This is a genomic window from Actinoplanes sp. NPDC026623, assembly GCF_040638275.1.
Taxonomy (GTDB): Bacteria; Actinomycetota; Actinomycetes; order Mycobacteriales; family Micromonosporaceae; genus Actinoplanes.
Genome location: NZ_JBEZXZ010000125.1, coordinates 1 through 26,214 on the forward strand (window position 1 = coordinate 1; position 26,214 = coordinate 26,214).

General features: G+C 72.9%; 21 protein-coding genes and 2 pseudogenes. 12 read left to right on the forward strand and 11 right to left on the reverse strand.

The annotated features are described in order from the left end of the window. A pseudogene (locus tag AB0F10_RS29710) lies at positions 1-484 on the reverse strand (cobalamin-binding protein); the annotation flags it as partial. 98 nt (positions 485-582) lie between these two features. On the opposite strand from AB0F10_RS29710, the gene AB0F10_RS29715 reads away from it, so the two are divergent. After that, on the forward strand, positions 583-957 hold the full coding sequence (locus AB0F10_RS29715; RefSeq protein ID WP_360632182.1) for a hypothetical protein: 375 nt from the start codon (positions 583-585) through the stop codon (positions 955-957). Here the strand turns inward: AB0F10_RS29715 and AB0F10_RS29720 are convergent. Continuing rightward, entirely contained in the window at positions 923-1,291 is a 369-nt protein-coding gene (locus AB0F10_RS29720) for a hypothetical protein (protein WP_360632185.1), read from the reverse strand. The two genes, AB0F10_RS29715 and AB0F10_RS29720, sit on opposite strands and share 35 nt — an antisense overlap. 324 nt (positions 1,292-1,615) lie before the next feature. Between AB0F10_RS29720 and AB0F10_RS29725 the strand changes: the two genes are divergently transcribed. After that, positions 1,616-1,816 carry a hypothetical protein gene (locus AB0F10_RS29725; RefSeq protein ID WP_360632188.1) on the forward strand — a complete coding sequence of 67 codons (201 nt, stop codon included), beginning with the start codon at positions 1,616-1,618 and terminating at the stop codon, positions 1,814-1,816. A gap of 12 nt (positions 1,817-1,828) precedes the next feature. Here AB0F10_RS29725 and AB0F10_RS29730 read toward each other — a convergent pair whose 3' ends face one another. Together AB0F10_RS29730 and AB0F10_RS29735 are read right to left on the reverse strand one after the other, a co-directional pair. Continuing rightward, the gene (locus AB0F10_RS29730; protein WP_360632191.1) at positions 1,829-3,187 is read right to left on the reverse strand and encodes a ferredoxin reductase family protein; all 1,359 of its coding nucleotides are present in this window, start codon (positions 3,185-3,187) and stop codon (positions 1,829-1,831) included. A gap of 162 nt (positions 3,188-3,349) precedes the next feature. Next, on the reverse strand, positions 3,350-5,515 hold the full coding sequence (locus AB0F10_RS29735) for a discoidin domain-containing protein (RefSeq protein WP_360632194.1): 2,166 nt from the start codon (positions 5,513-5,515) through the stop codon (positions 3,350-3,352). A gap of 165 nt (positions 5,516-5,680) precedes the next feature. Here AB0F10_RS29735 and htpG point away from each other — a divergent pair, with 165 nt between their 5' ends. Continuing rightward, on the forward strand, positions 5,681-7,528 hold the full coding sequence (gene htpG / locus AB0F10_RS29740) for a molecular chaperone HtpG (RefSeq protein ID WP_360632197.1): 1,848 nt from the start codon (positions 5,681-5,683) through the stop codon (positions 7,526-7,528). Between the two features lie 53 nt (positions 7,529-7,581). On the opposite strand, the gene AB0F10_RS29745 is transcribed toward htpG, so the two are convergent. Both AB0F10_RS29745 and AB0F10_RS29750 read right to left on the reverse strand, forming a co-directional pair. Continuing rightward, positions 7,582-8,316 carry a DUF6348 family protein gene (locus tag AB0F10_RS29745; RefSeq protein ID WP_360632200.1) on the reverse strand — a complete coding sequence of 245 codons (735 nt, stop codon included), beginning with the start codon at positions 8,314-8,316 and terminating at the stop codon, positions 7,582-7,584. A 55-nt stretch (positions 8,317-8,371) separates the two neighbouring features. Next, positions 8,372-8,887, reverse strand: a complete 516-nt coding sequence (locus AB0F10_RS29750) for a TetR/AcrR family transcriptional regulator (protein ID WP_360632203.1) — start codon at positions 8,885-8,887, stop codon at positions 8,372-8,374. Positions 8,888-8,940: 53 nt separating this feature from the next. Between AB0F10_RS29750 and AB0F10_RS29755 the strand changes: the two genes are divergently transcribed. Further along, on the forward strand, positions 8,941-9,957 hold the full coding sequence (locus AB0F10_RS29755; RefSeq protein WP_360632206.1) for an NADP-dependent oxidoreductase: 1,017 nt from the start codon (positions 8,941-8,943) through the stop codon (positions 9,955-9,957). 61 nt (positions 9,958-10,018) lie between these two features. On the opposite strand, the gene AB0F10_RS29760 is transcribed toward AB0F10_RS29755, so the two are convergent. The 3 genes from AB0F10_RS29760 to AB0F10_RS29770 are packed head-to-tail and all read right to left on the reverse strand — an operon-like array spanning position 10,019 to position 13,193. Continuing rightward, positions 10,019-10,795, reverse strand: coding sequence for an ABC transporter permease subunit (locus AB0F10_RS29760; protein ID WP_360632209.1), 777 nt, complete (start codon positions 10,793-10,795; stop codon positions 10,019-10,021). Beyond that, positions 10,792-12,258 carry an ABC transporter permease subunit gene (locus tag AB0F10_RS29765; protein WP_360632212.1) on the reverse strand — a complete coding sequence of 489 codons (1,467 nt, stop codon included), beginning with the start codon at positions 12,256-12,258 and terminating at the stop codon, positions 10,792-10,794. The genes AB0F10_RS29760 and AB0F10_RS29765 overlap by 4 nt, the downstream gene beginning before the upstream one ends. Next, positions 12,255-13,193, reverse strand: coding sequence for an ATP-binding cassette domain-containing protein (locus AB0F10_RS29770; protein WP_360632215.1), 939 nt, complete (start codon positions 13,191-13,193; stop codon positions 12,255-12,257). Before AB0F10_RS29770 ends, AB0F10_RS29765 begins: the two co-directional genes overlap by 4 nt. Before the next feature lie 137 nt (positions 13,194-13,330). On the opposite strand from AB0F10_RS29770, the gene AB0F10_RS29775 reads away from it, so the two are divergent. From AB0F10_RS29775 to AB0F10_RS29800, 6 genes are all read left to right on the forward strand, one after another. Continuing rightward, a complete protein-coding gene (locus tag AB0F10_RS29775) occupies positions 13,331-13,993 on the forward strand; it encodes a response regulator transcription factor (protein WP_360632218.1) in 663 nt (220 codons plus the stop codon). Beyond that, positions 13,990-15,087, forward strand: a complete 1,098-nt coding sequence (locus tag AB0F10_RS29780; protein WP_360632221.1) for a HAMP domain-containing sensor histidine kinase — start codon at positions 13,990-13,992, stop codon at positions 15,085-15,087. The genes AB0F10_RS29775 and AB0F10_RS29780 overlap by 4 nt, the downstream gene beginning before the upstream one ends. Positions 15,088-15,094: 7 nt before the next feature. Next, positions 15,095-15,559 (forward strand): GNAT family N-acetyltransferase, encoded by a 465-nt coding sequence (locus AB0F10_RS29785; RefSeq protein WP_360632224.1) that lies wholly within the window; start codon positions 15,095-15,097, stop codon positions 15,557-15,559. Between the two features lie 135 nt (positions 15,560-15,694). Further along, positions 15,695-18,589 (forward strand): HAD family hydrolase, encoded by a 2,895-nt coding sequence (locus tag AB0F10_RS29790; RefSeq protein WP_360632227.1) that lies wholly within the window; start codon positions 15,695-15,697, stop codon positions 18,587-18,589. Between the two features lie 78 nt (positions 18,590-18,667). Further along, a complete protein-coding gene (locus AB0F10_RS29795) occupies positions 18,668-20,020 on the forward strand; it encodes a cytochrome P450 (RefSeq protein WP_360632230.1) in 1,353 nt (450 codons plus the stop codon). A gap of 147 nt (positions 20,021-20,167) precedes the next feature. Continuing rightward, positions 20,168-21,529, forward strand: a complete 1,362-nt coding sequence (locus tag AB0F10_RS29800) for an FAD-binding monooxygenase (RefSeq protein WP_360632233.1) — start codon at positions 20,168-20,170, stop codon at positions 21,527-21,529. Here AB0F10_RS29800 and AB0F10_RS29805 read toward each other — a convergent pair. Beyond that, positions 21,501-22,505 (reverse strand): tetratricopeptide repeat protein, encoded by a 1,005-nt coding sequence (locus tag AB0F10_RS29805; protein WP_360632236.1) that lies wholly within the window; start codon positions 22,503-22,505, stop codon positions 21,501-21,503. The genes AB0F10_RS29800 and AB0F10_RS29805 overlap by 29 nt on opposite strands. Before the next feature lie 9 nt (positions 22,506-22,514). Beyond that, positions 22,515-25,484, reverse strand: a complete 2,970-nt coding sequence (locus tag AB0F10_RS29810) for a CHAT domain-containing protein (protein ID WP_360632239.1) — start codon at positions 25,482-25,484, stop codon at positions 22,515-22,517. A gap of 60 nt (positions 25,485-25,544) precedes the next feature. Here AB0F10_RS29810 and AB0F10_RS29815 point away from each other — a divergent pair, with 60 nt between their 5' ends. Continuing rightward, positions 25,545-25,907, forward strand: coding sequence for a hypothetical protein (locus AB0F10_RS29815; RefSeq protein ID WP_360632242.1), 363 nt, complete (start codon positions 25,545-25,547; stop codon positions 25,905-25,907). After that, positions 25,904-26,214 (forward strand): annotated as a pseudogene (locus AB0F10_RS29820) (hypothetical protein); the annotation flags it as partial. The gene AB0F10_RS29815 and the pseudogene AB0F10_RS29820, both read left to right, overlap by 4 nt.

The window sequence follows — 26,214 nt, forward strand, 5'->3', positions numbered from 1 at the left end:
ACACGCTCCACCGGCCATCCCATATCCACCGCCCTCTGACTGGATTTGCGCCGTGTGCACATCGCACCCCGGCGCGCGCGCCGACCCGGAGGAACGTCTCGAGCACCTCGTCGAGCGTGTACGGATCCAGCGACAGCACGTCGGCGCGGCAGCCCAGGTAGTCGAGCGCGTCGGAGACCTGTCCGGACGGGAGCGCGCACACCTGGCACAGGTCCTGGGTGAGGATCAGCTCGGGCGCGAGCGCGGCCAGCGCGCCGGCGTGCAGCGTGTAGAGGTCGCCGCCCGTGCTCAGCCGGTCCTTCACGTACGCGTCGATGTCGCCGGGGGTCATGCCGCGGGTGTCGCGCCCGCCGACCACGACCGTCTTCTCCGTGCGGGCGGACGGCGGCTCGTCGCACTCGAACGTCACGCCGACCAGGTCGTCGCCGAGGCCGAGGGCGTACACGATCTCGGTGGCGGAGGGGAGCAGGGAGACCAGGCGCATGGTCCGGAAGTCTGCCGCAGGTCCGGCCTTGTCGCTCGATCAGGTCATGTCCGGCGTTGTCGAGCGGCCGGCGGTGGTTGCCGTGACACGCTCGGCGGGTGCCCTTGCCGGATCTTGATACCTACACCTCGGACCGCACGATCGACAACGCCAGCTTCGAGGGCGTCGTCGTGCCGGGCCTGAGCGCCGAGTTCTTCCGTCGCACCGAGGGTGACCGGACGGCGACCGTCGGCCGCTACTCGATGAACGGCCGGGAGCTTCTACTTGCCTGGGGGTGGGCCGACGAGGAGCACTGCCGCTTCTCGTCGGTCCGGGACCCCGAGGGTTTCTGGCATCCGGAGACGCCGGGCTGCCCGGTGGTGGAGATCATCCGGGACGGCGAGGCCCCGGATGCGCCGGTGACCGCGCTGGCGATCCGCACGCCCACCGGCCAGTGGGTCACGACCGATCGGGCGCGGGTGCCGTCTCGGTAGCGGGGGAGCGCCGCACCAGCCAGAGCGAGGCGCCGGTCAGCGCCAGCGCGAGGGCGAAGAGCGTCAGATGCAGGGCCGGGTCGACGATCGGCATGAAGCCGATGACGGCGACCGGAATCTGGATCACCGCGATGAGCGCGACGAGCAGCCAGGACCGGGAGCCGCGCCACAGCGCCGCGGTCCAGATCGGAGCGGACGCCACCAGCAGGGTGAGCCCGTCGAGCAGGGCGTGCAGGTTGGCGTTGTGGACGTTGTTGTGTGCGAACGCCTGCGCGGGCGCGGCGATCCACAGGGCGGCGAGGGCGAATCCGGCGATGACAGCGGCACGACGCATGGCTTCCTCCGAGCGTTACTGAACCGTTGCACTGGGTAATGACGGTACGGAAGCCTCAGGCGGGCCGTAAAGCCCTCAAACGATTCACTCGCGTCACTCGCGCGGGCGGGTGCCGCCCCACACGACGACGTCTCATAACTCTGTGTCGGCCGATCGGACCGCTTCCACGACTTTACGGACGTTTGGCTACTCGGGGTTATGTCGCCTAGGGTGGGCTCCGTCGGCGTGCGCCGACGGATTGAGCAGGAGATATCCGTGAACCTGAGCGAGGTCGCCATGGCTGCGGCTATCACTGTGAGTGTTGCTGGCGTTTCTTACGCTGCGTTGAACGTCGACGGCCTTACCGGCTCGACCAGGACGGTCGCCGACCAGGCCTCGTGCCACTCGGTCGAGGGCGCGGTCGTGGCCTTCGTGGCCCAGCACAACGCCGCGCCGACGACGATCAAGCAGCTCAGCCCGTACCTGAAGGGCGACGTCTCCGCGTACCGGATCGTCGCCGGCCGGGCCGCCGGGCCGGGCTGCTAGCGCCGGTCGCGCTCAGCCGGCGAGGCTGAAGCGCTCCGAGTGCACCTGGCTCGACGGGACCCGCAGCGAGCGCAGGCTGCGCAGCACCGCGTTCGTCATCGCTGCCGGGCCGCAGACGTAGACGTCGCGGTCCAGGATGTCCGGGACCATCGCGGCCAGGTTGTGCGGGTCGAACGGGTTGTTCGGCGGAGAGCCCTCGCCCGTGCGCCCGGTCAGCAGGTGCAACTGGGCGCCGCGGGCCCGCGCCAGGTTCTGCAGCTCGCCGAGCAGCACCGCGTCCCTCTCGGTGTGCGCGCGGTACAGCACGACCACCGGGCCGGTGAGCTCCTCCAGCAGGGCGCGGATCGGGGTGATGCCGACGCCGCCGGCGATCAGCAGCGTCGCGTCCTTGACCCGGCTCAGCGAGGTGAACGCGCCGTAAGGGCCCTCGGCGAAGACGCGGGTGCCGACCGGGATGTCGCGCAGCCGGGCGCTGCCCGAGCCGACCGCCTTCGCCGTCAGCCGCAGGCTGCGGCCGTCCGGGGCCGCCGACAGGGAGAACGGGTTCGCGTCCCACCAGTGGCCGTGGCCCAGGAAGCGCCAGATCATGAACTGGCCCGCGCGGGCCGGAAGCTTGTCGAGGTTGCGGCCCGTGACGTGCACCGAGACCACGTTGTCGGCCTCGGGCACCACCGCGGCGACCCGGAACCGGTGGTGGGCGTTGCGCCACAGCGGCATGGCGATCCGTCCGACGATCAGCGACACCAGCGCGAACGCCCACAGCGCCCACCAGTACACCCGCGCGAGCGCCGAGGAGGTGAACGTCGACACCTCGAAGAGCTGGTGGATCAGGGCGAAGGCCACGGCGACGTACAGGCAGAAGTGCACCGCGTGCCACGCCTCGTACGACAGCCGGCGCCGCGCCGCGCGGATCGAGAGGCCGGCGGCGACCAGCACGATGCCGGCGGCGAGCATGCCCAGCAGCACCGGAACCTGGACCCTCAGGTTGTTGAACTCGATCAGCGGCGTGCTGTGGTACTCGCTCGCGTAGCCGAGCAGGATGAACGTCGGGTGCAGCAGGACCAGCCAGAACAGGGAGAAACCGGTCCACCGGTGCCACGAGGTGAGCCGGTCCATGCCGATCCGGCGGTCCAGCCACGGCAGGCGGGCCACCAGGACCAGCTGCAGGATCATCACCAGGGCCAGGTGCAGGCCGAGCCACTTGCCGAACCCGAGGATGGGGTTCTTGGCGGGCTCGGCGGTGAGGAACACCGTCTCGACTATCAGCACGTTGACGCCGACGACCGCCCAGAGGACGAGCCGGGCCAGCATGGCCGGGGGGACAGCGGTGCGGGAGGTTACCCCGTGCAGCCGTTCGTTCGCAGCCGTCATCGACATATCTCCTGTTCGCAGGGCCCTTGTGTCACACACGTCGCGGTCGACGATCCGGTTCACTGCGATGTACAGCGCCCTGGCGACGACAGTTCAGCACAACGGGGCCCGACACGGAAAGCGTGCGCCGGAATCCGACGCACGCTTCTGCCCGCAGAAGGCTTACGGGTACGCGACGAGATAGCTCGGCACGGTGTCCGTGCCCTGCGCCACGGCGCCCGTGGTGTTGATGACGTTGGTGATCGAGCCGACGCCGCCGAGCGACACCGTCAGCAGGCTGTGGAACCGGACACCGGAGGCGTTCGGCGCCTCGAAGCCGCGGGCCGCGACGATCGAGGGGTTCACGTTGAAGTAGCAGTAGCTGCCCATGCCCCACGCCTCATGCGTGGTGACCGAGTTCGCGACCTTGTAGGCGGCGTACCCGTTGGTGCCGGTGCGCCACGCGGCCTGGGTCGGCGGGTCGTACGGCATCTCGTTCTGGAAGAAGATTGTCCGTCCGCCGTTGCCGTTCCACTGCACCTGGTAGTTCTGGTAGTGCTCGACGAACAGGCCGAGTGCGAGCACGTTGTTGCCGTTGACGATCAGCCCGCTGGCGGCGGGGTTCGTCGTCCAGCCGACCCCGGCACCGTGGTCGGCGCGCCAGGCCCAGATGTGGTCGAGCAGCGTGTTGTTGCTGTTGACCAGCAGGCTGTTGGTCGCCGCGCCGGGTCCGGCGCCGCCGATCCGGAAGAACACGTCCTGCACCGAGGTCGGGTTACCGGCGTGGCCGGCGCTCGAGCCGGCCGGCCCGATCTGCAGCAGGTTGGCGGAGTTGGTGGTGCCGGCGTCGAAGAGCAGGCTGGAGATCTTCACCCCGTCGACGTCCGCGACCGTCATCGGGGTCACCCCGCCGTCCGGGACGATCGTGGCGTAGCCGAGGCCCATCACCACGGTGTTCGCCCGGTTCACGTTGATCGTCTGGTTGACGTGGTAGATGCCGGGCGTGAAGAGCAGGTTCAGGCCCTGCGCCAGCGCCGCGTTGATCGTCGCCGCCGAGTCGCCCGGGTGCGCGACGTAGAACTGGGTCAGCGGGATGGAGCTGCCCGGCGTGTTCGGCCAGGTGACGTTCGACGAGTTGGTCTGCAGGCTCGGCACCCACACCGCGTAGTTCGAGCCGTCCAGGTACAGGTACGGCTTCTCCCTGCTGATCGGCGTGGTGGCCAGGGTGGTGATCGGCGGGTTCGGGAACGAGGTCGCGGGGGCGCCGACCACGCCGGTGAAGACGTTGTTCCACACCGCGTTGAGGTTCATCTGGATGTTGCTGTTGCGGGTGTACCACTGCTGCTGCGAGAACGGCTGCAACTGCCCGTTGACCTTGGTGTCGGCGATGTATCCGCCGCTGGCCCAGCCGAACCCGGTCGGGGTCAGGCTCAGGTGGGTGTTGATGTTCATCCGGCGCATCGGCGCGGCCTGCGCGACCGCCCACCGCTCGTACGCGGTCCCGGCCGGCGGCGTCACGGAGAAGTTCTCGGTGGACCGCCAGAAGTTCTGGGTCGCGTTGCCGCCGAACCACCCGGCGTCGACGGTCACGTTGCTGCTGTTGAGGTTGACGTCCGTGGGGTTGCGGCCCAGCCCGGCGATCGACGTGTAGAAGCCGATGTTCGCGGTCAGGTCGTTGTAGGTGCCGGGCTTGAACAGCAGTTCGTAGCGCTGGCCGCCGAACTGCTGCGTCTCCGACTGGCTGAACACGGTGTTGAGCTGCGACTGGATCGACGCGGTGGACATCGACGGGTCGAAGACGAGCACGTTGGGCCCGAGCGAGCCGCCGCCGGGGATGCCCGGCCCGCCGGTGGTGGTGCCGAAGACCTGGAACTCCCAGAGCGAGTAGCCGTACGGCGTCGCGCGGGCGGTGCCGTTCATCCGCACGTAGCGGCCGGTGCCGGAGACGGCGAGCGTCTGGATGCCGCCGGTGCCGGTGGTCGTCGAGGCGATGGTGGTCCAGGCGCTGCCGTCGGCCGAGGTCTGAATCTGGTACCCGGTCGCGTACGCGGCCTCCCAGTTCAGCACGACCTGGCTGATCGCGTACGAGGCGCCGAGGTCGATCTGGATCCACTGGGGATCGCTGAAGGCGCTCGACCAGCGGCTGGCGGTGTTGCCGTCGACGGCGGCGGAGGCGGGGAACGTGCCGTTCTCGGTGGACGAGGCGGTGGCGGCCTTGCCCTGCGAGACGAGGGGATCGGCGGCGAGCGCCGGCTGCGGCGTTGCGGCGGTGAGTGCGGCGATCAGCGTCAGGACGAGGCCGATCAGGGCGCCGCGACGGCGGGGGCGGGGGACGGGAGCAACTTCCATGAGCACTCCTCGGATTTCAGAAATGTTACGTGAGAGCGCTCTCTGAGCGTGAACCGGGCCTCGAAATATGTCAATAGTTCGATGGTGCGGCGTACCCGTGCGCGGACGGTCACCCTGAGGTCATACGATCGCCCCCGAGAATGCCGGAACAGCACGGAGGGTGTCATGACGGAGACGCTGGAGTTTCAGGCCGAGGCGCGGCAGTTGCTGCAGTTGATGGTCCATTCGATCTATTCGAACAAGGACATCTTCCTGCGGGAGCTGATCTCCAACGCCTCCGACGCCCTGGACAAGCGCCGCCTGGTGGCCCTGGCCGAGGACGGCGTCAGCCCCGAGGACCTGCACATCGAGATCGCCGCCGACGCGCAGGCGCGCACGCTCACCGTGCGGGACAACGGCATCGGCATGTCGCGCGACGAGGTGGTCTCGCTGATCGGCACGATCGCCAAGTCCGGCACCGCCGAGCTGCTGCGCAAGATCAAGGAGGGCAAGGAGAAGGAGTCGGCCGAGCTGATCGGCCAGTTCGGCGTCGGCTTCTACTCGACCTTCATGGTCGCGGACAAGGTCACCCTGGTCACCCGGCGGGTCGGCGACGACTCCGGTACCCGGTGGGAGTCGGCCGGCGAGGGCACGTACACGATCGAGGAGGCGGCCGACGCGCCGCAGGGCACCGCGGTGACCGTGCACCTGCGTCCGAAGGACGAGGAGGACGCGCTCTTCGACTACGCCGACGAGCGCAAGATCCGGGAGATCGTCAAGCGGTACTCCGACTTCATCTCGTTCCCCATCCGCCTGGCCGCGGACGAGGGCGAGCCGGCGACGCTCAACTCGATGAAGGCGCTCTGGGCCCGGCCCCGCTCCGAGGTCAAGGACGAGGAGTACACCGAGTTCTACCGGCACATCAGCCACGACTGGACCGACCCGCTCGAGACCATCCAGATGCGCGCCGAGGGCACCTTCGAGTACGAGGCGCTGCTGTTCATCCCGTCCCGCGCGCCGCACGACCTGTTCCAGCGCGACGGCCGCCGCGGCATCCAGCTCTACGTCAAGCGCGTGTTCATCATGGATGACAGCCGCGAGCTGATGCCCGACCACCTGCGCTTCGTCAAGGGCGTGGTGGACGCCGCCGACCTGTCGCTGAACATCTCCCGGGAGATCCTGCAGCAGGACCGGCACATCCAGATGATCCGCCGCCGCCTCGCCAAGAAGGTCCTCTCCACGGTCAAGGACCTGATGACCAACGACGCGGAGAAGTACCGCACCTTCTGGCGCGAGTTCGGCCGGGCGGTCAAGGAGGGCCTGCTGGGCGACCCCGACGACCAGAAGCCGATCCTGGACATCGCCTCGTTCGCCTCGACCGCCGGCGACGAGCCGACCACCCTCGCCGCGTACGTCGAGCGGATGAAGCAGGGCCAGGACGCGATCTACTTCATGACCGGCGAGACCCGGGTGCAGGTGGAGAACTCGCCGCATCTGGAGGCCTTCAAGGCCAAGGGTTACGAGGTCCTGCTGCTCACCGACCCGGTCGACGAGATCTGGGTCGACGCGGTGCCGGAGTACGACGGCCGCAAGCTCCAGTCGATCGCCCGCGGCTCCGTCGATCTCGACGCCGAGCCGGCCTCGGAGGAGAAGTCGGGCGAGTTCGCCCCGCTGCTGACCTGGCTGGGCGAGACCCTCACCGACGAGGTGAAGGAGGTCCGGCTCTCCACCCGGCTGACCACCTCGCCGGCCTGCCTGGTCAGCGACGCCGACGACATCACGCCCACCCTCGAGAAGATGTACCGGGCGATGGGCCAGGAGGTGCCGCCGGTCAAGCGGATCCTCGAGCTGAACCCGGAGCACCCGCTGGTGAGCGGCCTGCGGGCGGCGCACGAGCAGCGGGCCGACGACCCGAACCTGCCGGAGACGGCGGAGCTGCTCTACGGCACCGCGCTGCTGGCCGAGGGCGGCGACCTGACCGACCCGGCCCGCTTCGCCAAGCTGCTCGCCGACCGCCTCGCCCGCACGGTCTAGGCGCCTCGCGGAGTCCGGCTTCCGTCCCGCGAGGCGCAAGCCGGACCGCCGGGTCAGCCGGGGCGCGCGGCCACCGCGTAGAACCGGGCCATCGCCGTGTCCGCCACGCCGGGCCAGGGCAGCCCGGCCATCGCCTCGGAGGCGGACACCGCCGGCTCGCCGTTGATCCGGATCTCGGCGACCGTCGAGTCCGGGGTCCGGCAGAGGAACACCTTGATGCCGTTGAGCCGGGGCCGGTTCAGCGCGGGCGTCAGCTCGCCCGACAGGGTGCGCAGCAGCTCGCTGTCGAGCATCGCGGCCTGCAGCGCGTGGTTGCTCGCGTTGTCGGGGCCGTAGCCGATCACCCCGGAGCTGATGGTGTGCCAGCCCGGGACGGCCGCGGTGTCCTCCTCGCCCAGGTGGGTCGCGTACTGGCCGGTGCTGCCGGTGGCCATCTCGAGGAAGCAGGCGCCGGAGGTCTCGGCCCAGAGGTGCACGGCCGTGCCGACGGCGCCGGCACCGGTCCCGATGCCGCTGACGCAGTCCACGACGAGGTCCCGGCCGGGGTCGCCCAGGTTGGTGGTGAAGCCCAGGTCGAAATGCCCGGGGTCGCCGGTGTGGTTGGGCATCATCATCACCGCCCAGGGCTGGTGGCGGCCGAGCAGGATGCCGTTCTTGATCGTGCTGCCCTCGGCGAAGCCGGGCGCGATCTCCTCGATCCTGTCGCGCACCAGGGCCATGAACCGATCGTCGGACGGGCGTTCCGGCTCGGGTTCGTGCTCCGGTGGCTTCGCGCGCTTCCAAAACATGGCGGAATCGTAGAGTCCCGATGGTCGTTCGCACAGACCCGAATGCTCGATGCCGCTAGGCCCGCACCGCCGGGGTCAGCACGGCGGCCACCGTCGACCTGACCAGGGCGTCGGGGTCGGTGCACTCCAGCTTGCCGTCGAGCAGCAGCACCGCCAGGCCGTGCACCAGCGCCCACGCGCCCACCCGCAGGGCCGGGGTGGCCACCCGGCTCGCCAGGATCTCGGCGGTGCGCGCCCATGCCGCGTTGGCGGTCGGGCGGCCGTACATCAGGCGGAACAGCCCGGGGTGCTCCAGCGCGAACGCCACGTAGACCCGGGCCATGGTCTCCAGGTCGGCGGACGCCTCCAGGCGGTCGGCCAGCCCGTCGAAGCCGCGCCCCGCCAGGGCCGAGAGCAGGGCGTCCTTGTCCTCGTAGTGCCGGTACGGCGCGTTGGGCGAAACGCCGGCCCGGCGCGCCACCGCGCGCAGCGAGAACGCCTCGCCGTCGTCCAGCAGCCCGAGCCCGGCGTCGAGCAGCGCCGCCCGCAGGTCGCCATGGTGATACGACCGACCCCCCGGTGATGTTGACACTGCACACACCGCCTTCCTAATGTGCGCAGTGTATACATTCGCGATCACCGGGAGTGTCCGTGTCCGTACGATCGACCGAGGTCCGCCTCGCGGCCCGCCCGCAGGGCTGGCCCACCGCCGAGACGTTCGAGTTCGCCACCGCCGAGCTGGGTGACCCCGAGCCGGGCCAGGTGCTGGTGCGCAACCTGCTGATGAGCGTCGACCCGTACATGCGCGGCCGGATGGACGACCGCAAGTCGTACGTGCCGCCGTTCCAGGTCGGCCACGCCCTCGAGGGCGGCGCCGTCGGCGAGGTCGTCGCGTCGGCCGCCGAGGGGCTCAAGCCCGGCGACATCGTCCTGCACGGGTTCGGCTGGCGCGAGTACGCCCTGGTCAACGCGCGTTCCGCGGCCAAGGTCGACCCGTCGGCGGCCCCGCTGGGCGCGTACCTCGGGGTGCTCGGCATGACCGGGCTCACCGCGTACGCGGGGCTGCTGCGCACCGCGGAGTTCAAGCCGGGCGACGTCGTCTTCGTCTCCAGCGCCGGCGGCGCGGTCGGCCAGGTCGTCGGCCAGCTGGCGCGGCTCAAGGGCGCCGCCCGGGTCATCGGCAGCGCCGGCTCCGCGGCGAAGGTCGCGTACCTGACGGACGAGCTCGGCTTCGACGCGGCGTTCGACTACCACGACGGCCCGATCGGCGAGCAGCTCAAGCGCGCGGCGCCGGACGGCATCGACGTCTACTTCGACAACGTCGGCGGCGACCACCTCGAGGCGGCGATCTCGGCGCTCAACCTGCACGGCCGGATCACGGTCTGCGGCATGATCAGCGTCTACAACGCCACCGAGCCGACCCCGGCGCCGCGCAACCTGGCCATGCTGATCGGCAAGCGCCTGACGATGCGCGGCATGCTGGTGAGCGACCACGGCGACCTGCGCGAGCCCTTCATCGCCGACGTGGCGCCGTGGATCGCGGACGGCAGCATCAAGCACCCGGAAACGATCTTCGAGGGCCTGTCCCAGGCGCCCGAGGCCTTCCTGGCCATGCTGCGCGGCGACGGCTTCGGCAAGAACCTGGTCCGCATCGCCCAGTAGCCTCCCCGCCGGCTTCCCCGCCGCGCGGACCACCCGGTCGTCCGCGCGGCGGCGTCGCGTTCTAGGCGTCGCGTACGCGGAGCAGCAGGGCGCCGGCCGCGAGGGCGGCGGCGGCCCACCCGGCGGTGACGGCGAGGCCGGCCCAGGGTTGCAGCGGCAGCAGGCGCAGGTCGGTGGTGGCCTGGACGGCGAGGCCGGCGCTCATCGGTGCGATCTGCTCGAGCCGGCGCTGCCAGTGCGGATCGCCGATCGCCTGGGTGAGCACGGGCAGCAGGTAGAGCAGGCCGAGGACGATTCCGATGCCGGCCGCGGAGCTGCGCACGACGGCGGCGACGCCGAGGCTCAGCAGGGCTATCAGGGTCAGGTACAGGATCGACCCGACGACGGCGCGCAGGGTCGGGCCGTCCGCCAGGGACAGGGCGCGATGACCGTGTGCGGCGGTGAAGCCGTGGCGGGGCAGCAGGAGCCGCCCGGCCAGCAGCGACCCGAGAACCGCGACGGTGCCGGCGACGGCCACGACACCGGCGAGGGCGACGGCCTTGGCGGCGAAGGCGGTGACCCGGCGCGGCATCGCCGTCAGGGTCGTGCGGATCATGCCCGAGCCGTACTCGCCGCCGATGACCAGCACGCCGAGGACGGCGGCCGGCGCCTGGCCGAGCATGACGCCGATGAGGCCGAACCTGACCGGGTCGCCGCCGCAGCCGGCGGACTCACAGGTCACCACCGAGGCCGCCGCGGCGCCGAGCGCCACCGTCGCCACGATCATGCCGAGCAGCAGCCGGCGCGGGCCGGCGACGGTCCGCAGCTTCGTCCACTCCGCGCGCAGCGCCGCCCTCATGCGTCCCTGCGGCGCAGCACGACGGCCGCCACCGCCAGGCCGGCCGCCGCGTAGCCGGCCAGCACCGCGAGCCCGGCCCACGGCGCCAGCGGGTAGTAGTCGTTGTACGGCGTGTAAGGGTTCGCGACCTGGGGGTACTTCACCAGCGTCTGCTGCACGGCGAAGGCCGCGGCCGGGGTGACCCGGGTCAGCCAGGCAGCCGCGCCCGCGGGCATGAACGGGTTGGCGACCAGCAGGTACGGCAGCACGAAGGCCACGATGACCGTGGTGACCGCGGCGGCGCTGCTCCGCACGACGGCGCCGACCGCGAGGGCGAGGACCGAGGCGGCGGCGAGCAGCGCCGCGGTGCCCACCGCCACCCGCAGCCCGGTCGACGCCGACACCGGGAAGATGTACACGCCGTGGGCCCGGGCGAGCCGCACGCCGAGCGGGACCGCGACGACCGTGCCGGCCAGCCCGGCGACGAACGCGACGGAACCCAGCACGATCGCCTTGGCCAGCAGCACCCGGCCCCGTCCCGGGCCGGCGGCCAGGGTGACGTGGATCAGCCCCGTCCGGTGCTCGGTGGTGATGAACAGCGCCCCGACGACGATCACCGCGATCAGCGCGGCGAACGTGCCGGTGAGCAGGTTGCCGAGGGTGCCGGCGGTCGGCAGGGAGTAGCGGACGGCGGGCGCCAGGTCGCCGGCGCCGGTCACCGTGAGGCCGCCGCCGGATTCCGCGAACGAGCCCGACGTGTCCGCCGGATAGCCGGCGAAGGAGGGCGACCCGGCCCCCAGCTGCTCGCCCGTCCACTCGCCGCCGGCCCAGCCGCCCTGGAGACGGAGGTCCCGGAAGGCAGCCGTCGACACGCTGCTCGTCGTGCCCAGGCCCTCCACGGCCTGCGGAGACGCCACGAACAGCCCGCCCTGCGCGGTCGGGCCGAGCCTCAGGCGCGCGGAGCCCACCGTGGTCCAGGCGGTGCCGTCGGCGGAGGCGTAGCCGGTGATCGTGTCGCCCGAGCGGACCAGCCGCAGCAGGCGTACCGGCCCGGCGGGGCCGGCCGTGTCGTTGACGTAGTCGTGCTGCATCCGTACGCCGTGGTCGCCGGTGACCATGATCGCCGCGTACGGCGATCCCTGCCGGGTGCTCTGCCTGACGATGAGCCCGGCCTTGGCCCACGGCACGACGCCGGGGCGCACGCCGTCGAGGCCCGTGGGGACGCTGCTCTCGAGCGCGGAGACGGTAACGGTGACGCTGCCGTCCCCGGTCAGCGGCCGGTGCACGAAGTAGAAGCTGTCGGTGACCGGCTCGCCGCCCGGGCCGGTCGGCGCGGGCCCCGAGCCCTGCTGATCGCTGCTGATCCCGGCGAGCAGGGCGACCAGCACCACCAGCAGGGCCGCCACCGCCATGCCGGTCACCCAGCCCAGCACCGTCCGGAACTTGGTCCACTCCGCGTTCAGCAACTCGGCGAAGCCGGTCATCGGGTCACCTCCGTCGGCGTCGCGGCGCGGAACTCGACCGCCTCGCGGGTCAGTTCCAGGTAGACGTCCTCCAGAGTGGCGCGGTGCGCCGACACCTCGGAGAACGGCACCGCGCCAGCGCCGAGCAGAGCCACGATCCGATCCGCCGGCATCCCGGAGACGGTGACGGTGTCGCGGCCGGTGGCCGCCACCGTCGCGCCGGCCCGCGCGAGCACCCGCGTCGCGTCCGCGCCGGCCGTGGTGCGCAGGACCACCCGGCCCCCGGAGCAGGCCGCGATCAAATCGGCCACGCCGGCGTCGGCGATGGCCCTGCCGCGCCCGGCGACGACGAGGTGATCGGCGGTGTCCTGCACCTCGCTCATCAGATGGCTGGACACCAGCACGGCGCGGCCGTCGGCGGCCAGCGACCGCAGGAGGCCGCGCATCCAGATGATGCCGTCGGGGTCCATGCCGTTGAACGGCTCGTCGAGCATGATGATCGGCGGGTCGCCCAGCAGGGCCGCGGCGATGCCGAGCCGCTGCCGCATGCCGAGCGAGTAGCCGCCCGCCCCGCGCCGGGCCGCCGGACCCAGGCCGACCTGCTCGATCACCCGGTCGACCCGCCGCGCGGCCAGGCCCTGTGAGTGCGCCAGCCACAGCAGGTGGTTGCGCCCGCTGCGGCCGGGGTGCGGCGCCGCCGCGTCCAGCAGCGAACCGACGTGCTTCAGCGGGTGCCGGAGGCCGCGGTACCGCCTTCCGCCGATGAGCGCGATGCCCTCGTCGACCGCGTCCAGGCCCAGGATCACCCGCATCGTGGTGGACTTCCCGGCGCCGTTCGGCCCCACGAAGCCGGTGACCACGCCCGGGCGGACGGTGAAGGACATGCCGTCGAGGGCCAGGGTCGCCCCGTACCGCTTGCGCAGTCCGGCGACGACGATCCCTTGAATTGGACTCATGCCGAACGTTGTACGCGGCACCCGGTTCCAGCCCGGTCGCGGCCGCCGCGACCCGGCTGCGACCCGGGACCTGGCATCGTTACGCGCATGGCAACTCGACCCGGCCGCCCCGCCCGGCCGTCCGGCGGTGACCGGCGGTGAGGGTCCTCGTCGTCGAGGACTTCGAGATCCTCGCCCGATCCATCGGTACCGGGCTGCGCCGCGAGGGAATGGCCGTCGACGTCGTCCTGGACGGTGCCGACGCCCTCGAGCGACTGGCCGTCACCCGCTACGAGGTGGTGATCCTCGACCGCGACCTGCCCGGCGTGCCCGGGGACGAGATCTGCCGGCGGCTGGCCGGCGACCGCTGCGACCCCCGGGTGCTGATGCTGACCGCGGCCGGCACGATCGAGGATCGCGTCGAGGGGCTCGGCCTCGGCGCGGACGACTACCTGCCCAAGCCGTTCGCCTTCGCCGAACTGGTCGCCCGCGTGCGCGCCCTGGCCCGCCGGGCCACCCCGCCGCTTCCGCCGACCCTGGCCTGCGGCGACATCACCCTGGACCCCGCCCGCCGGGTGGCGTCCCGCGCCGGCCGGCGCCTCGAGCTCAGCCCGAAGGAGTTCGCGCTCCTGGAATGCCTGCTGGGCTCGCCCGGCCTGGTGCTGTCCGCCGAGGAACTGCTCGAACGGGTCTGGGACGAGGCGGCCGACCCCTTCACGTCCGCGGTCAAGCACACCATGCACCGGCTGCGGGGCAAGCTCGGCGACCCGCCGGTGATCGAGACCGTCCGCGAGGGCGGCTACCGGATCGGGCCGCGGTGACCAGATCCCTGCGGGCCCGGCTCGCGCTCTTCTACGCCGCGGGCGTCTACGCCGCCGGGGTCGTGGTCCTCGCCGTCGTCCTGGTTCCGCTGGCCGGCCTCCGGTCGACCGTTCCGGTCGACAGCCCGGGGCCGGCCACGGTCACCGGCACCGGGGACGGCATCGGCCCGCACCAGCTCGTCGTCGGCTCCGCCGTCGCGCTCGCCGTCCTCGTCCCCGTCGCGCTCGCCGCCGGGTGGTTCGTCGCCGGCCGCTTCCTGCGGCCCCTGCGGGCCATCACCGCCACCGCCACCGCCATCTCCGCCGGCAACCTCCACCGGCGCCTCGACCTCGGCGAACCCGCCGACGAGCTGACCGAACTGGGCCACATTCTCGACGACCTCTTCGCCCGCCTCCAGGCCTCCTTCGACGCGCAGCGGCACTTCGTCGCCAACGCCTCCCACGAGCTGCGCACCCCGCTCGCCGGCCTGCGTACGCTGCTCGAGGTCACCCTCGCCGACCCGGACGCCGACGCCGGCACCCTGCGCTCGGCCTGCGAGGAGGCCCTCGCCCTCGGCGGACACCAGGAACGGCTCGTCGAGGCCCTGCTCGCCCTGGCCACCAGCGAGCGCGGCCTCACCCGCAGGGACACGGTCGACCTCGCCCGGGTCGCCGCCGGGGTGCTCGACTCCCGCCGCGACCAGGCCACGCTGGGCGGCGTCGGCCTCGCCGCAGACCTGGCGCCCGCGGTCACGATCGGAGACCCGAGGCTGATCGAAAGCCTCATCGCGAACCTCGTCGACAACGCCATCCGCCACAACCACCCGGGCGGGCACGTGGAGATCACCACCCGGGCCTGCGGCGCCCGGGCGATCCTGACGGTCACCAACAGCGGGCCGGTCATCCCCGGCGACCAGGTCCAGCGCCTCTACCAGCCCTTCCAGCGGCTGACGCCGGACCGGCACGGCCGCCGCGACGGCTACGGGCTCGGCCTCGCCATCGTCAGCGCCGTCGCGCAGGCCCACCACGCCACCCTCACCACCGGCGCGCGCCCCGAGGGCGGCCTGGCCATCACCGTGGAATTCGCACCTGCAACGCACCCGGACCCGGCATGATGCGGCGATGAACACGACGATTCGGCGGGCCGGAGACGGGGACGCCCGGGCTGTCGCGGAGCTGCTCATCCGCGCCCGCCGGGCCGCCACCGCCATCCCCACCGCGGTCCACTCGGACCCCGAGGTGCACCAGTGGGTCGCCACCGTGGTCCTCGCCGAGCGGGAGGTGTGGCTGCTGGAGGACGGCGGCGCGCCGCTGGCGGTGCTGGTGCTGGACGGCGGCTGGGTCGACCAGCTCTACGTCGCACCGGGCCGCACCGGCGGGGGACTGGGCTCCCGCCTCATCGAGCACGCGAAGTCGCGGCGGCCGGACGGGCTCCAGCTGTGGACGTTCGCGACCAACACCGGCGCGCAGCGGTTCTACCTCCGGCACGGCTTCACCGTGGCCGAGAGGACCGACGGCTCCGGAAACGAGGAGAAGGCGCCGGACGTCCGCTTCGTCTGGGCGGGCGGCATCATCCCGCAGGAGTGAACCTGGGCGGCCCGAACGGTGGCCCGCCGGGCGCCTGGCCCGGCCGTTCCATCCGTCGCGGGCGAGCCGCCGTCGCGCCGTTTTGCGGTATTTCTACGCATAGCGAAGACGACCGCGGCTGCCCTGGGAGAGAAAATGCCGGCATTGGCCATCGCCCGGGACTACGACGCGGTGCTGTTCGACCTCGACGGGGTGCTCGTCCCGCGCAGATCGGGCGGGCCCGGCTCGCCACGCACCGGCGTCGAGGCGTTTCCGGGCTCCATCGCCTGGGTCCGCGAGCTGCGGGAGGCCGGGCTCAGGACCGCGATCGTGTCCGGCGACCCCGAGGGTACGGCCGTCGTGGCCGGCGCGGGACTCACCAATCTCTTCGACGCCGGCGTGGACGGCCCGGGCGGCGTGCCGGCACCCGGCAGGTACCTCGAGGCCGCCCGCCGGCTCGGCGTCGAACCCGGCCGGACGATCGTGGTCGGCGACCTGCCCGCCGACATGGCGGCGGGCCGGGCCGGAGAGTTCGGCCTGGTCATCGGCGTCGACCGGGAGGCCTGCGGCACCGAGCTCGCGGAGCACGGCGCCGACCTGGTGGTCGCCGACCTCGGCGAGTTGCTGGCCGCCGCGACCGACGACGTGCACCGGGCCGGGCCGCGGGGTCACCGGCTGGTGGCCGCCGCCCGCCGGATCCTGGCGGCGAGCGGGGACTACCCGATCGAACCGTGGCGGATCGTCGAGCACGTGTACAACCCCGGCTTCATCGAGCAGACCGAGACCCTGTTCGCGGTGGCCAACGGCTTCCTCGGCATGCGCGGCTCGTTCGACGAGGGCGAGCCGTCCTACCGACCGTCGACCCTGCTGAACGGCTTCCACGAGACCTGGCCGATCGTCTACCCGGAGAACGCGCACGGCTTCGCCACCACCGGGCAGACCATCGTGCCGGTCCCCGACGGCACCGCGGTCCGGCTGTTCGTCGACGACGACCCGGTCACCTGCGAGACCACCGAGGTCCGGGAGTTCGAGCGGGTCCTGGACATGCGCCGCGGCGTCCTGGAACGCACAGTCGTGTTCCAGCTGGCGGACGGCCGGCGGTTCCGGCTGCTCACCACCCGGTTCGTCTCCCTCGCCCAGCGGCATCTCGCCGGCATCCGCTTCGAGCTGACCGCCCTCGACGCCCCGGGCCGGGTCGTCATCTCCTCGGAGCTGGTGACGCGCCGCGCGCGAACCGAGACGGCCGCCTTCGACCCGAGGCAGACCCGGGCCCTGGACGACGCGGCCCTGCGGCCCGACGGCGACCGCGAGGACGGGGTCCGGGTGATCCGCGCCTATCGGACGGCCCGCAGCGCGCTGCGGGTGGCGGCCGGCATGGATCACGAGTTCGACCCCGGACTGCTCACGCACGTCCGCACCAGGCTCGACGGCCGGCGCGCCTACGTCGTGTTCGAGGCCGAGGCGCAGCCGGGCCGGACGGTCACGCTGACCAAGTGGCTCGGATACCACTACGGCCCGGATACCGACACGGACCTGGGCGAACGCGTGGCGATGACGCTGCACCGGGCCCGCAGCGCCGGCTATCCGGCCTCGCTGGCGGCACACGAGGACGAGGTCCGCGCCTTCTGGGACCGCAGCGACGTGGTGTGGGAGGGCAGCCCCGCAGCCCAGAAGGCGCTGCGTTTCAGCCTCTTCAGCATCATGCAGGCCACGCTGCGCGCCGAGGGGCACGGCATGCCGGCCAAGGGCCTGACCGGGACCGGGTACGAGGGGCACTACTTCTGGGACACCGAGGTGTACGTCCTGCCCTTCCTCGTGCACACCTCGCCCGACGTGGCCCGCAGCCTGCTCATGCACCGGGTGCGGATGCTGCCCGACGCCCGGCGCCGGGCCGCCGAGGTCGGCTGCGCCGGTGCCCTGTTCCCGTGGCGCACCATCGGCGGCGACGAGGCCTCGGCGTACTACGCGGCCGGGACGGCGCAGTACCACATCGACGCCGACATCGCGTACGCCGTCGATCAGTACGTCCGGGTCACCGGGGACACCGACCTGCTGTTCCGGCACGGCGCGGAGCTGCTCGTCGAGACCGCGCGGATGTGGGCGCACCTCGGCTTCTTCTGCGACCGGCGGGACGGCCAGTTCGTGATCCACAAGGTGACCGGCCCGGACGAGTACACCACGGTGGTCGACAACAACCTGTTCACCAACCTCATGGCCGCCGAGAACCTGCGGCTCGCCGCCGACGCGGTGGAACGGGTACGGGCGGAGTCGCCGCGGGACCACCGCCGGCTGGTCGACCGCACCGGCCTGCGTGCCGGCGAGGTGGAGACCTGGCGCCGGGCCGCCGAAAAGATCTACATCCCGTACGACGAGCAGGCCGACGTGCACCTGCAGGACGACAGCTTCATGGACCAGAAGCCGTGGGACTTCGCCGGGATGTCGCGCGAGAAGTACCCGCTGCTGCTGCACTTCCACCCGCTCGTCATCTACCGCCACCGGGTGATCAAGCAGGCCGACGTCGTGTTCGCCACGGTGCTGCTCCCGGAACGGTTCACCGCGGAGGAGCGACGCCGGATCTTCGAGCACTACGACCCGCTGACCACCGGCGACTCCTCGCTGTCCGAATGCGTCCAGGCGATCGCCGCGGCCGACATCGGCAAGTACCGCACGGCCGAGGAGTACCTCGTCGACGCCGCCGCCATCGACATCGCCGACACCGCCGGCAACCTCCGCGACGGCATCCACATCGCGTCGGCGGGCGGCACCTGGCTGGCGCTCGTGTACGCGTTCGCCGGATACCGCTGGCGCTCACCCGTACCCGAGTTCTCCCCGATACTGCCCACCCGCGCCGGCCGGCTGCGGTTCCCGCTGCGGATCCGCGGATCGGTGTTCCAGGTCGACATCGAGGAGCACCGGGTCACGTACTCGGTGCTCGACGGCGACCCGGTGACCGCCCGGCACTGCGGGACGGAGTTCACCGCCGGGCCCGGCTTGCCGGTGTCCTTCGCCGGCCACTACCGCACCCACGACGCCGGGCCCGGCGCCACGTAGACCACCGGCGTCCTCACCGGACACCCGTGTCCCTGTGCATGATGGAGGGGCTGGGCTGTTCGAGCATAGGAGCGGGACATGGTGACGGCTTCCTCGTCGGCTTCCCGGTGGGTCCGGGCGAAGTCGAAGGTGCCCCTGGTCGGCGGGCCGCTGGCCTACATGCACGACCCGCTCACGCTGATGCGCCAGCTGTACGCCCGCCACGGACCGGTCGCCCCCGTCCCGATGCCGGGCCGGACGACCGCGTTCGTCCTGGGCCCGGACGCCTGCGGCAGCGTGCTGCAGAACGGCGACAAGGCGTTCGTCAACGGCTGGGAGTTCCTGGTCGGTCCGTTCTTCCATCGTGGACTGATGCTGCTCGACGGCGCGGAGCACATCCAGCACCGGCGCATCCTGCAGCAGGCCTTCACCCGCGAGCGGATCGAGGCCTACACCGCCGCCCTGGTCCCGGCGGTGGCGGCGGAGCTCGGCACCTGGCGGGCGGCGCCGGGCTTCGCCGCGTACCCGGCGCTCAAGCGGCTGACGCTCAACCTCGCCACCCAGATCTTCATGGGCGGTCACCGGATCGCCGAGCCGGCCGAGCTGGACCGGGTCAATCGCGCCTTCATCGACTGCGTGCAGGCGGGCGGGGCGATCCTGCGGGTGGCGGTCCCGGGCAACAGGTGGCACCGGGCGACGCGCGGGCGGGCGGTGCTGGAGCGGTTCCTGGCCGGCCAGTTGCCGGCGGCGCGGGCGTCGGGCGGCGACGACCTGTTCTCCGTGCTCACCCAGGTGCGGGACGAGGACGGCAGGCGCTTCGACGACCCGGACGTGGTCAACCACATGATCTTCCTGCTGATGGCGGGGCACGAGACCTCGACGTCGACGGTGTCGACCGCGATGTACCAGCTGGGCCGCAGCCTCGAGTGGCAGGAGCGGGTCCGCGACGAGGCGCTCGCGCTCGGTCCGGACCCGAGCGTGCGGCAGTTGAGCGAGCTGCGGGACCTGGACATGGTGATCAAGGAGTGCCAGCGCCTGGTCGCACCGGTCCCCGTCGTCGCGCGGTACGCGGTCGCGGACACCGAGGTGGCCGGCCGCCGGATCGCCGCCGGTACCCACACGACGGTCTGCCTGCAGCTCTCGCACTACCTGCCCGAGTACTGGAGCAGGCCGGAGGCGTTCGACCCCGAGCGCTTCTCGCCGGAGCGCAGGGAGGACCGGTCGCACCGGTTCGCCTGGGCGCCGTTCGGCGGCGGCGCGCACAAGTGCCTGGGCATGGCCTTCTCCGACCTCGAGGTGCGGACCCTGCTGGCGCAGATCCTCACCCGGTTCCGCTGGTCGGTGCCGCCGGGCTACGTCCCGCCGATGAGCAACGTCTCGCTGCCCTATCCCCGCGACGGACTGCCGATCGACCTCCGGCCGCTGTCGGCCGCCACCGGGGTCTCCCGGTGAGTTCGGGCGGGGTCCCAGGGTAAGCGGAATCGTCCGGCCGGACCGGCCGCGCCGGCCGGATACGTCGGATTGCGGGCAGGAAAGTGTCCGCCGTCCGGCAGCGGGTTCGCCGTGCCCCCTGGATTCTCGACCGGGGAGGTGGGGTCCATGCCCTTCAGCGCCGCAGACCGTGCCGTCGTGCTGGGCGGCGGAGCAGCAGGACTGCTCGCCGCGAGCGTGCTCGCCGACAGCTACGGCAGCGTCGTCATCGTCGAACGCGACATCCTGGCGCCGCAGCCGGGGCACCGCCAGGGAGTTCCGCAGGGCCGGCACGTGCACGGCTTCCTGCCGTCGGGCCTGCGCCTGGTCGAGGAGTTGCTGCCGGGCTTCACCGCCGGGCTGGCCGGGCAGGGCGCGCTGCTCGGCGACATCCTCGGCAACGTCCGCTGGTACCTGCAGGGGCGCCTGCTGCGCCAGGCCACCACCGGCCTGACGATGCTGTCGGCCAGCCGGCCCCTGATCGAGGCCGGGATCCGGGACGCGGTGCGCCGGCGGACCAACATCACCTTTCTGGACGGCCACGACATCGTGGGACTGGAGGCGACCGAGGACCGTCGCCGGGTCACCGGCGCCCGGGTCGTCGGCCGCCGGGGCGAGGGGTCTCGCGTCCTGCCGGCCGACCTCGTGGTCGACGCCTGCGGCCGGGCGTCGCGGGCCGCGCGCTGGCTCGCCGGCCTTGGCTTCGCCCCGCCCGGCGAGGACATCGTCGGCATCGACCTGAGTTACGCCACCCGCGTCTTCACCGGGCCGCCCGGGACGTTCGGCGACGACCTGCTGATCGCCACCACCCGCTTCCCCGGCCAGCGCCGCAGCGCGATCGCGCAGCGGCTGGAGGGTGGCCGCGTCATGGTGACCCTCGCCGGCATCCTCGGCGAACGCCCGCCGACGGACCTGGAGTCCTTCGCGGCGTACGCCCGGTCGCTGCCGATACCGGACACGTACGAGATCGTGCGCGCCGGCACCCCGCTGGGCGCCGCCGCCGCGTTCCGCTGCCCGACGTACGTGCGCCGCCGCTTCGAACGACTCTCCGAGCTGCCCGCGGGCTTCCTCGTCACCGGCGACGCCGCGTGCGCCTTCAACCCGGTGTACGGCCAGGGGATGACGGTGGCCGCGTCGACGACGACGGCGCTGCGCGCCGAGGTGTCGGCACCGGACGGCCCGGACCCGCTGCGCTTCTTCGCCGCCCAGTCCGAGCTGATCGACGCGCCGTGGGCGCTCGCGACCGGCGCGGACCTGGCACAGCCCGGCGTCACCGGGCCGGCCCAGCCCCCGTCACCGCTCACCGGCGAGTACCTCGCCCGGCTGCAGCGTGCGGCGGCGGACGACGCCGACCTGGCGGCCGCCTTCATCCGGGTGACGTCGCTGGTCGACCCGCCCGCCGCGCTGCTGGCCGCGTCGGTCCGCGAGCGGCTCGCGCAACACTCGGCCGGCCGGGTCGTGGTCAGTCAAGGAGCTCGCGAAGCCCGCTGATCCGTGGGTGGTGTGCCGGGTAGGACCGCCGATACACGGCCAGGCACCGCTGCGCCAGGGCCCGGGCCTCGGTCCGGTCGCCACGCCGGGCCACGACCCGGGCCAGGTTCTCCACCGACTGCATCGTCTCGAGCGCGTCCCGGCCGTAGTGCCGTTCCTTCAACGCCAGCGCCTGCCGCAGCTCGTCCTCGGCCTCCTCGAACCGGTCGAGGAAGAACAGCACGGTGGCCAGATTGTTGTGGCCCGTGCCGTCATCGCGGGACTCCGCGGCGAGGCCGGCCCGGAACATCCGGGCCGCCTCCTCGAGCTCGCCCAGCTCGAACAGGGCGCCGGCGAGGTTGCTCCGGCTGCCCGCCGTCCGGGGGTCCTGCGGACCCCAGTCGCGTTCCGCCTCCTCCGTCAGGGCACGGAATTCCACCGCGGCCTCCTGCGCGCGGCCCTGCGCCAGCAGGGAGCGCGCGACATCGAGGCGGGCCACCCGGGCCGCGTCGGCGTCGCCGCCGGTGGCGCGGCAGCGCCGGTCCAGCACGTCCCGGTGCAGCGCCTCGGCCTCGGCCGGCCGGCCGACCGCGGTCAGGACCCGGCCCAGCATTTCCGCGCTGGCGAGCGAGTCCCGGTGGTTGCGGCCGAGGACCCGTTCGCGGCCGTCCAGCGCCGCCTGGAACATCTCCTCGGCGCGGGCCAGGTCGCCGGAGCGGAACACCACCTTGGCGGCGTCGTGCACGACCTCCAGAAACCACGGGTCGTCCGGCCCGCGCGAGTCCCACAACGCCCACATCACATTCTGGTACGTCTCGATCGACTCCTCCTGGTCCTCGGGCCGGTCGCCGAGGGCCCGGGCCACCTCCTGCGCGGCACGCAGGATTTCCGGGTGGTCGTCGCCGTGCCGGCGGCGCAGCGCCTGGTACTGCATCTTGGCGTACGTCGCGGGGGAGACCGGCACGGTGACCCTGATCTTCTTTTCTTTCCGGCTCATCGGCGGTGCTCACCTTCCGTAGTGGACGTAGGCGGACCACAGGCTGGGTGTCCGCGGAAACCGCCGCCGCAACCCGAGGACGGCCTGGTGCAGCGCCGCCGCGGGATCGTGGGGTTCGTCCCGCCACCGGGTGTGGAAGTCGGCCGCGACCTCGCTCGCGACCCGGTCGTTGACCTGCCACAGCGTGCCGACGACCGACGAGTAGCCGGCGAGGTGGAAGGCGCCGGTGATGTGCAGCGCCTCGTCCGCGAGGCGGGTCGGGCCGTGCGCGGTGTGACAGGCCGAGAGGTACGCCAGCCGCGCCGCCGGCAGCTCCAGCCGCGACACGTCCAGCACGGTCAGCGGGCGCTCGCGGTGATCGTGCACCAGCAGGCTGCCGGCCGACGGCCGCTCCGGATCGCTCACCGCGTGACAGGCGAAATGCACGGACTCGTGGTGTCGCAGGGCCTCGACGACGGCGTCGTGGGTGGCCTCCCCGGCGATCAGCGTTCGGCCCGGCCCGGCGGCGGCCACCGCGGCCGCCTCGCGCCGGGCGTACGGCAGCGGGCGTTCGCCCTCGGTCTCCGGCATGGCGACCACCAGCAGGCTCGCCTCCGTGGCGGCGACCGGTGCGCGGAGCGCCCGTACCGTCGGGGTGTAGGACGAGACCACCCGGTCGAGCGCCGTCGCATGCAGCGGCAGCGCCGTCAGCGGGCCGCCGGGCGACCACCAGATCCGGGTGACGCCCGGCCCGAGCCGGTCGAGCACCGGCCCGGTCACCGTGCCGGCCAGCCAGTCGAGCACCTCCGTGACGGTCCGCTGCGCCTCGGCCTCGTCCGCGCCGGGCCGCTCGGTCGCCCGGATCGCCGCGCCGAAGAGGTCCGCCCGGCGCTGGACCTCGTCCGCGCTGACGGCCGGCAGCGGCACCAGCGTCACCCCGTCGGTCGTGACCACCAGGGCGTCGCAGCGATGCGGGCTCACGTTCACCAGCACGATCGGACCGCCGGCCGCCCGCGCGCACAGGTCCTGCACCGGCGGCGGTATCAGGAAGGATCCGAGCCCGGGCAGCGCGCGGATGCGGGCCAGCAGCTCGTCGCGGCGCACGGCCAGGGTGTGCCGGCGCTCGCTCGGCAGGTCCGCGTTGTTCAGGGCTTCGTTGGTGCGTACCCAGTCGGCGGCCAGTTCCGGGTGCCTGCCGCGCAGTTCGGTGAGGTCGCCGCGTGACTCGAGCGCCTGGGTGAGCAGGACGCCGCGACCCTGCTCCAGCCAGCGCAGCGCCAGCTCGACGGCGCCGGTCTGCAGGGCACAGGCGGCGGCGTCCGCCGCGACGCCGTTGAGATGTGCGAGCCCCTGCTCGCGGTCGGTGCGGGCCAGCCGCCTGCCGGCCACGTACGGGATCAGGTCGATGGCCGTCGCGGCGGCCGTCCGCGCTGTCTGCCAGTCCTGCTGCCGCGCGGCGCCGTCGGCCCAATCGCTCGCGGCCAGCAGCCGCGTCATCGGGGTCGCACCCTCGTTGGTCGCGGCCGCGGCGTAGGCGGCGGTCATCCGGCGCAACACCGCGGGATCGCCGGTCCGGTCGAACCGCAGGCCCAGCGCCTGCGCCCACCGCTGCTGATGCCAGGCCTGCTGCGGCGCCGGGACGGAGTCCGCGCGGACCGCGCGGCCGAGCGTCGCCACCGCCCGGTCCAGCGCGGCGGGATCATCAAAACGCCGGTACGCCTCGAGCCACGCGCCGCCGAGGTTGCCGAGGCATCGTCCGTGCTCCGCGGTGCCGGACGGCGCGTCGCGCAGCACCTGCTCCAGCAGGTCGATCGCGGTGCGCAGGTCGTCCGGAGCGCCCCGCGCCGCGAACCGGCAGCGCAGCGCGTTGGCCAGGGTGTGCCGGGCGCTGACCGGGTCCTCGTCGGGCGCGGCCCGGGCCGCCGCGACGGCCTCGTCCGCCCACGACGGGTCGCGGGTGTGCCACCACATGTCCTGCGCGGCGATGCCGAAGGTGGCGCCGAACCGGGGGTCCTCCCGGAGGTCGCGTAGCAGGTCGACGGATTCCCGCAGCGCCCGCCCGTCCGCGAAGTGCAGGTAGCGGTTGCGCAGCGCGGTCGCGAGGATGTGCGCGCGGCGCTTCCGTTCCGGGTCGCCGGCCGGGGTGGCCGCGAGGGCGCGGCGCTGCACGTCGATCGCCTCGGCGAGCGCGGCATCGTCGCCGGTCCACTCGAACTGCCGGATCAGCGCGTTGCTGAGGCTGTCGGCGCGGATGCCCGCGTTGCGGGGCTCCCCTGCCGCCTCGCGCAGGGCACGCACGGCCGCCTCGATCTCGCCGGGTGCGCCGGTCCGCTCGTACCGGTAGCGGCGCAGCACCCCGGCGTGGTGCAGCGCGTCCGCCCGGATCGGCTCCGTGGCGGGCAAACCCGCGATGCCCTCGTCGGCCGCCGCGATGCCCTCGTCCAGGTCCGCCTCGTCGCCGTACCGCTCGAAGCGCGCGCGGAGACTGTCCACCAGGTTGACCAGCATGCCCGGGCGCATCGGGTGGCCGGCGGCCGCCTCGCGCTGCGCGACGATCGCGGCGTCCAGGTCGGCGGCGGGGCCGCCGAGCCGGTGGCGCTCCCGCAGGCACCGGCCCAGCACGTGGCGGAGCAGGGCCGGGTCGTCGCCCGGACCAGCCTTGTCGAGGCCGGTGCGGCAGAGCGCGATCGCGGCGTCCAGGTCGGCGGCGTCGCGGTCCAGCCGGTGGCGGTGCTCGTATGCCTGGGCCAGCCAGCACAACCGGTCGATCGTCACGCCGCTGCTGATGGCGAGCTGCCGGAGCAGGGCGGTGCCCTCGGCGAGATCCTCGCGTCGCCCCGTCCGCTCGAACCGGACCAGCAGCGCGGTGCCCAGGTTGTCGGTGTCGGCGGCCGTCCGGAACCCCGCGATGGCCGCGTCGAGCAGCCGCAGGTCGCCGGTGCGACGAAACTCGTCGACATGCCGTGCGGCTGCCGCAACGTGTGGGTTCGGGCGGACCACTTGTGTAAGGATCGTGCCTCATGGATCTATCCGCAATGCGTCGGTCGGGACGGTGACACTGTGGACGAGCGGCTCGAGACGTTGTGCCGGCGGCTGGCGGATCCGGCCGGCCCGCTCGCGGTCCCGGGACCGATGCACGACCTGGCGGCCCGCGTCGCCGGCGAGGTACGCGCCGGCCGGGAGGACGTGTCCGGCCACCTGGACTCCCTCGAGGATCAGCTTCTCGCCGCCGGGTACGCCGCCGGCCTGAGCCCCGTCCGCGCCCGCTACGCGCCGGTTCCCGGCCTGGGCGGCGGCCACCCGGCGCTGGCGGTGCTGGCCTGCCCGGCCCGGCGGTGTGCCCGGGTCGAGCCGCCCGCCGACCCGCCGCCCACCTGCGCGGTGCTGCGCCGGCCGCTGGCCCGGGTGCTGCTCGGCCCATGACCAAGTTCGTCGAGGCGCTGGCCGGCAAGATCGCCGACCGCTGGATGACGATGCTTGTCGTCCCGGGCGTCGTCTACCTGGTCGCGGCGTTCGTGGCGGTGCGGCTCGGTCACCGCCGCTGGTCGGACCTGGCCTCGCTGCGCGCGGAGGTCACCGACCCGGCGTGGCGTACGGCGGGCACCGTGATCCTGCTCCTGGTGTTGATCCTGGCCGGCGCCTCGGCGGCCGGCATCCTGGTGCAGGGCGCGGGCACGCTGTTCGTCCGGCTGTGGCTGATGCCGGCCGCCGCGCCGGGCCGGCGGCCGGC

What these genes read in the sequence shown, in the direction of transcription:
- AB0F10_RS29720 (WP_360632185.1), bottom strand. Translation starts at nt 1,291, where the DNA reads ATGCGTCGTGCCGCTGTCATCGCCGGATTCGCCCTCGCCGCCCTGTGG.
- AB0F10_RS29730 (WP_360632191.1), bottom strand. Translation starts at nt 3,187, where the DNA reads ATGACGGCTGCGAACGAACGGCTGCACGGGGTAACCTCCCGCACCGCT.
- AB0F10_RS29735 (WP_360632194.1), bottom strand. Translation starts at nt 5,515, where the DNA reads ATGGAAGTTGCTCCCGTCCCCCGCCCCCGCCGTCGCGGCGCCCTGATC.
- htpG (WP_360632197.1), top strand. Translation starts at nt 5,681, where the DNA reads ATGACGGAGACGCTGGAGTTTCAGGCCGAGGCGCGGCAGTTGCTGCAG.
- AB0F10_RS29745 (WP_360632200.1), bottom strand. Translation starts at nt 8,316, where the DNA reads ATGTTTTGGAAGCGCGCGAAGCCACCGGAGCACGAACCCGAGCCGGAA.
- AB0F10_RS29760 (WP_360632209.1), bottom strand. Translation starts at nt 10,795, where the DNA reads ATGAGGGCGGCGCTGCGCGCGGAGTGGACGAAGCTGCGGACCGTCGCC.
- AB0F10_RS29765 (WP_360632212.1), bottom strand. Translation starts at nt 12,258, where the DNA reads ATGACCGGCTTCGCCGAGTTGCTGAACGCGGAGTGGACCAAGTTCCGG.
- AB0F10_RS29770 (WP_360632215.1), bottom strand. Translation starts at nt 13,193, where the DNA reads ATGAGTCCAATTCAAGGGATCGTCGTCGCCGGACTGCGCAAGCGGTAC.
- AB0F10_RS29785 (WP_360632224.1), top strand. Translation starts at nt 15,095, where the DNA reads ATGAACACGACGATTCGGCGGGCCGGAGACGGGGACGCCCGGGCTGTC.
- AB0F10_RS29790 (WP_360632227.1), top strand. Translation starts at nt 15,695, where the DNA reads ATGCCGGCATTGGCCATCGCCCGGGACTACGACGCGGTGCTGTTCGAC.
- AB0F10_RS29795 (WP_360632230.1), top strand. Translation starts at nt 18,668, where the DNA reads ATGGTGACGGCTTCCTCGTCGGCTTCCCGGTGGGTCCGGGCGAAGTCG.
- AB0F10_RS29800 (WP_360632233.1), top strand. Translation starts at nt 20,168, where the DNA reads ATGCCCTTCAGCGCCGCAGACCGTGCCGTCGTGCTGGGCGGCGGAGCA.
- AB0F10_RS29805 (WP_360632236.1), bottom strand. Translation starts at nt 22,505, where the DNA reads ATGAGCCGGAAAGAAAAGAAGATCAGGGTCACCGTGCCGGTCTCCCCC.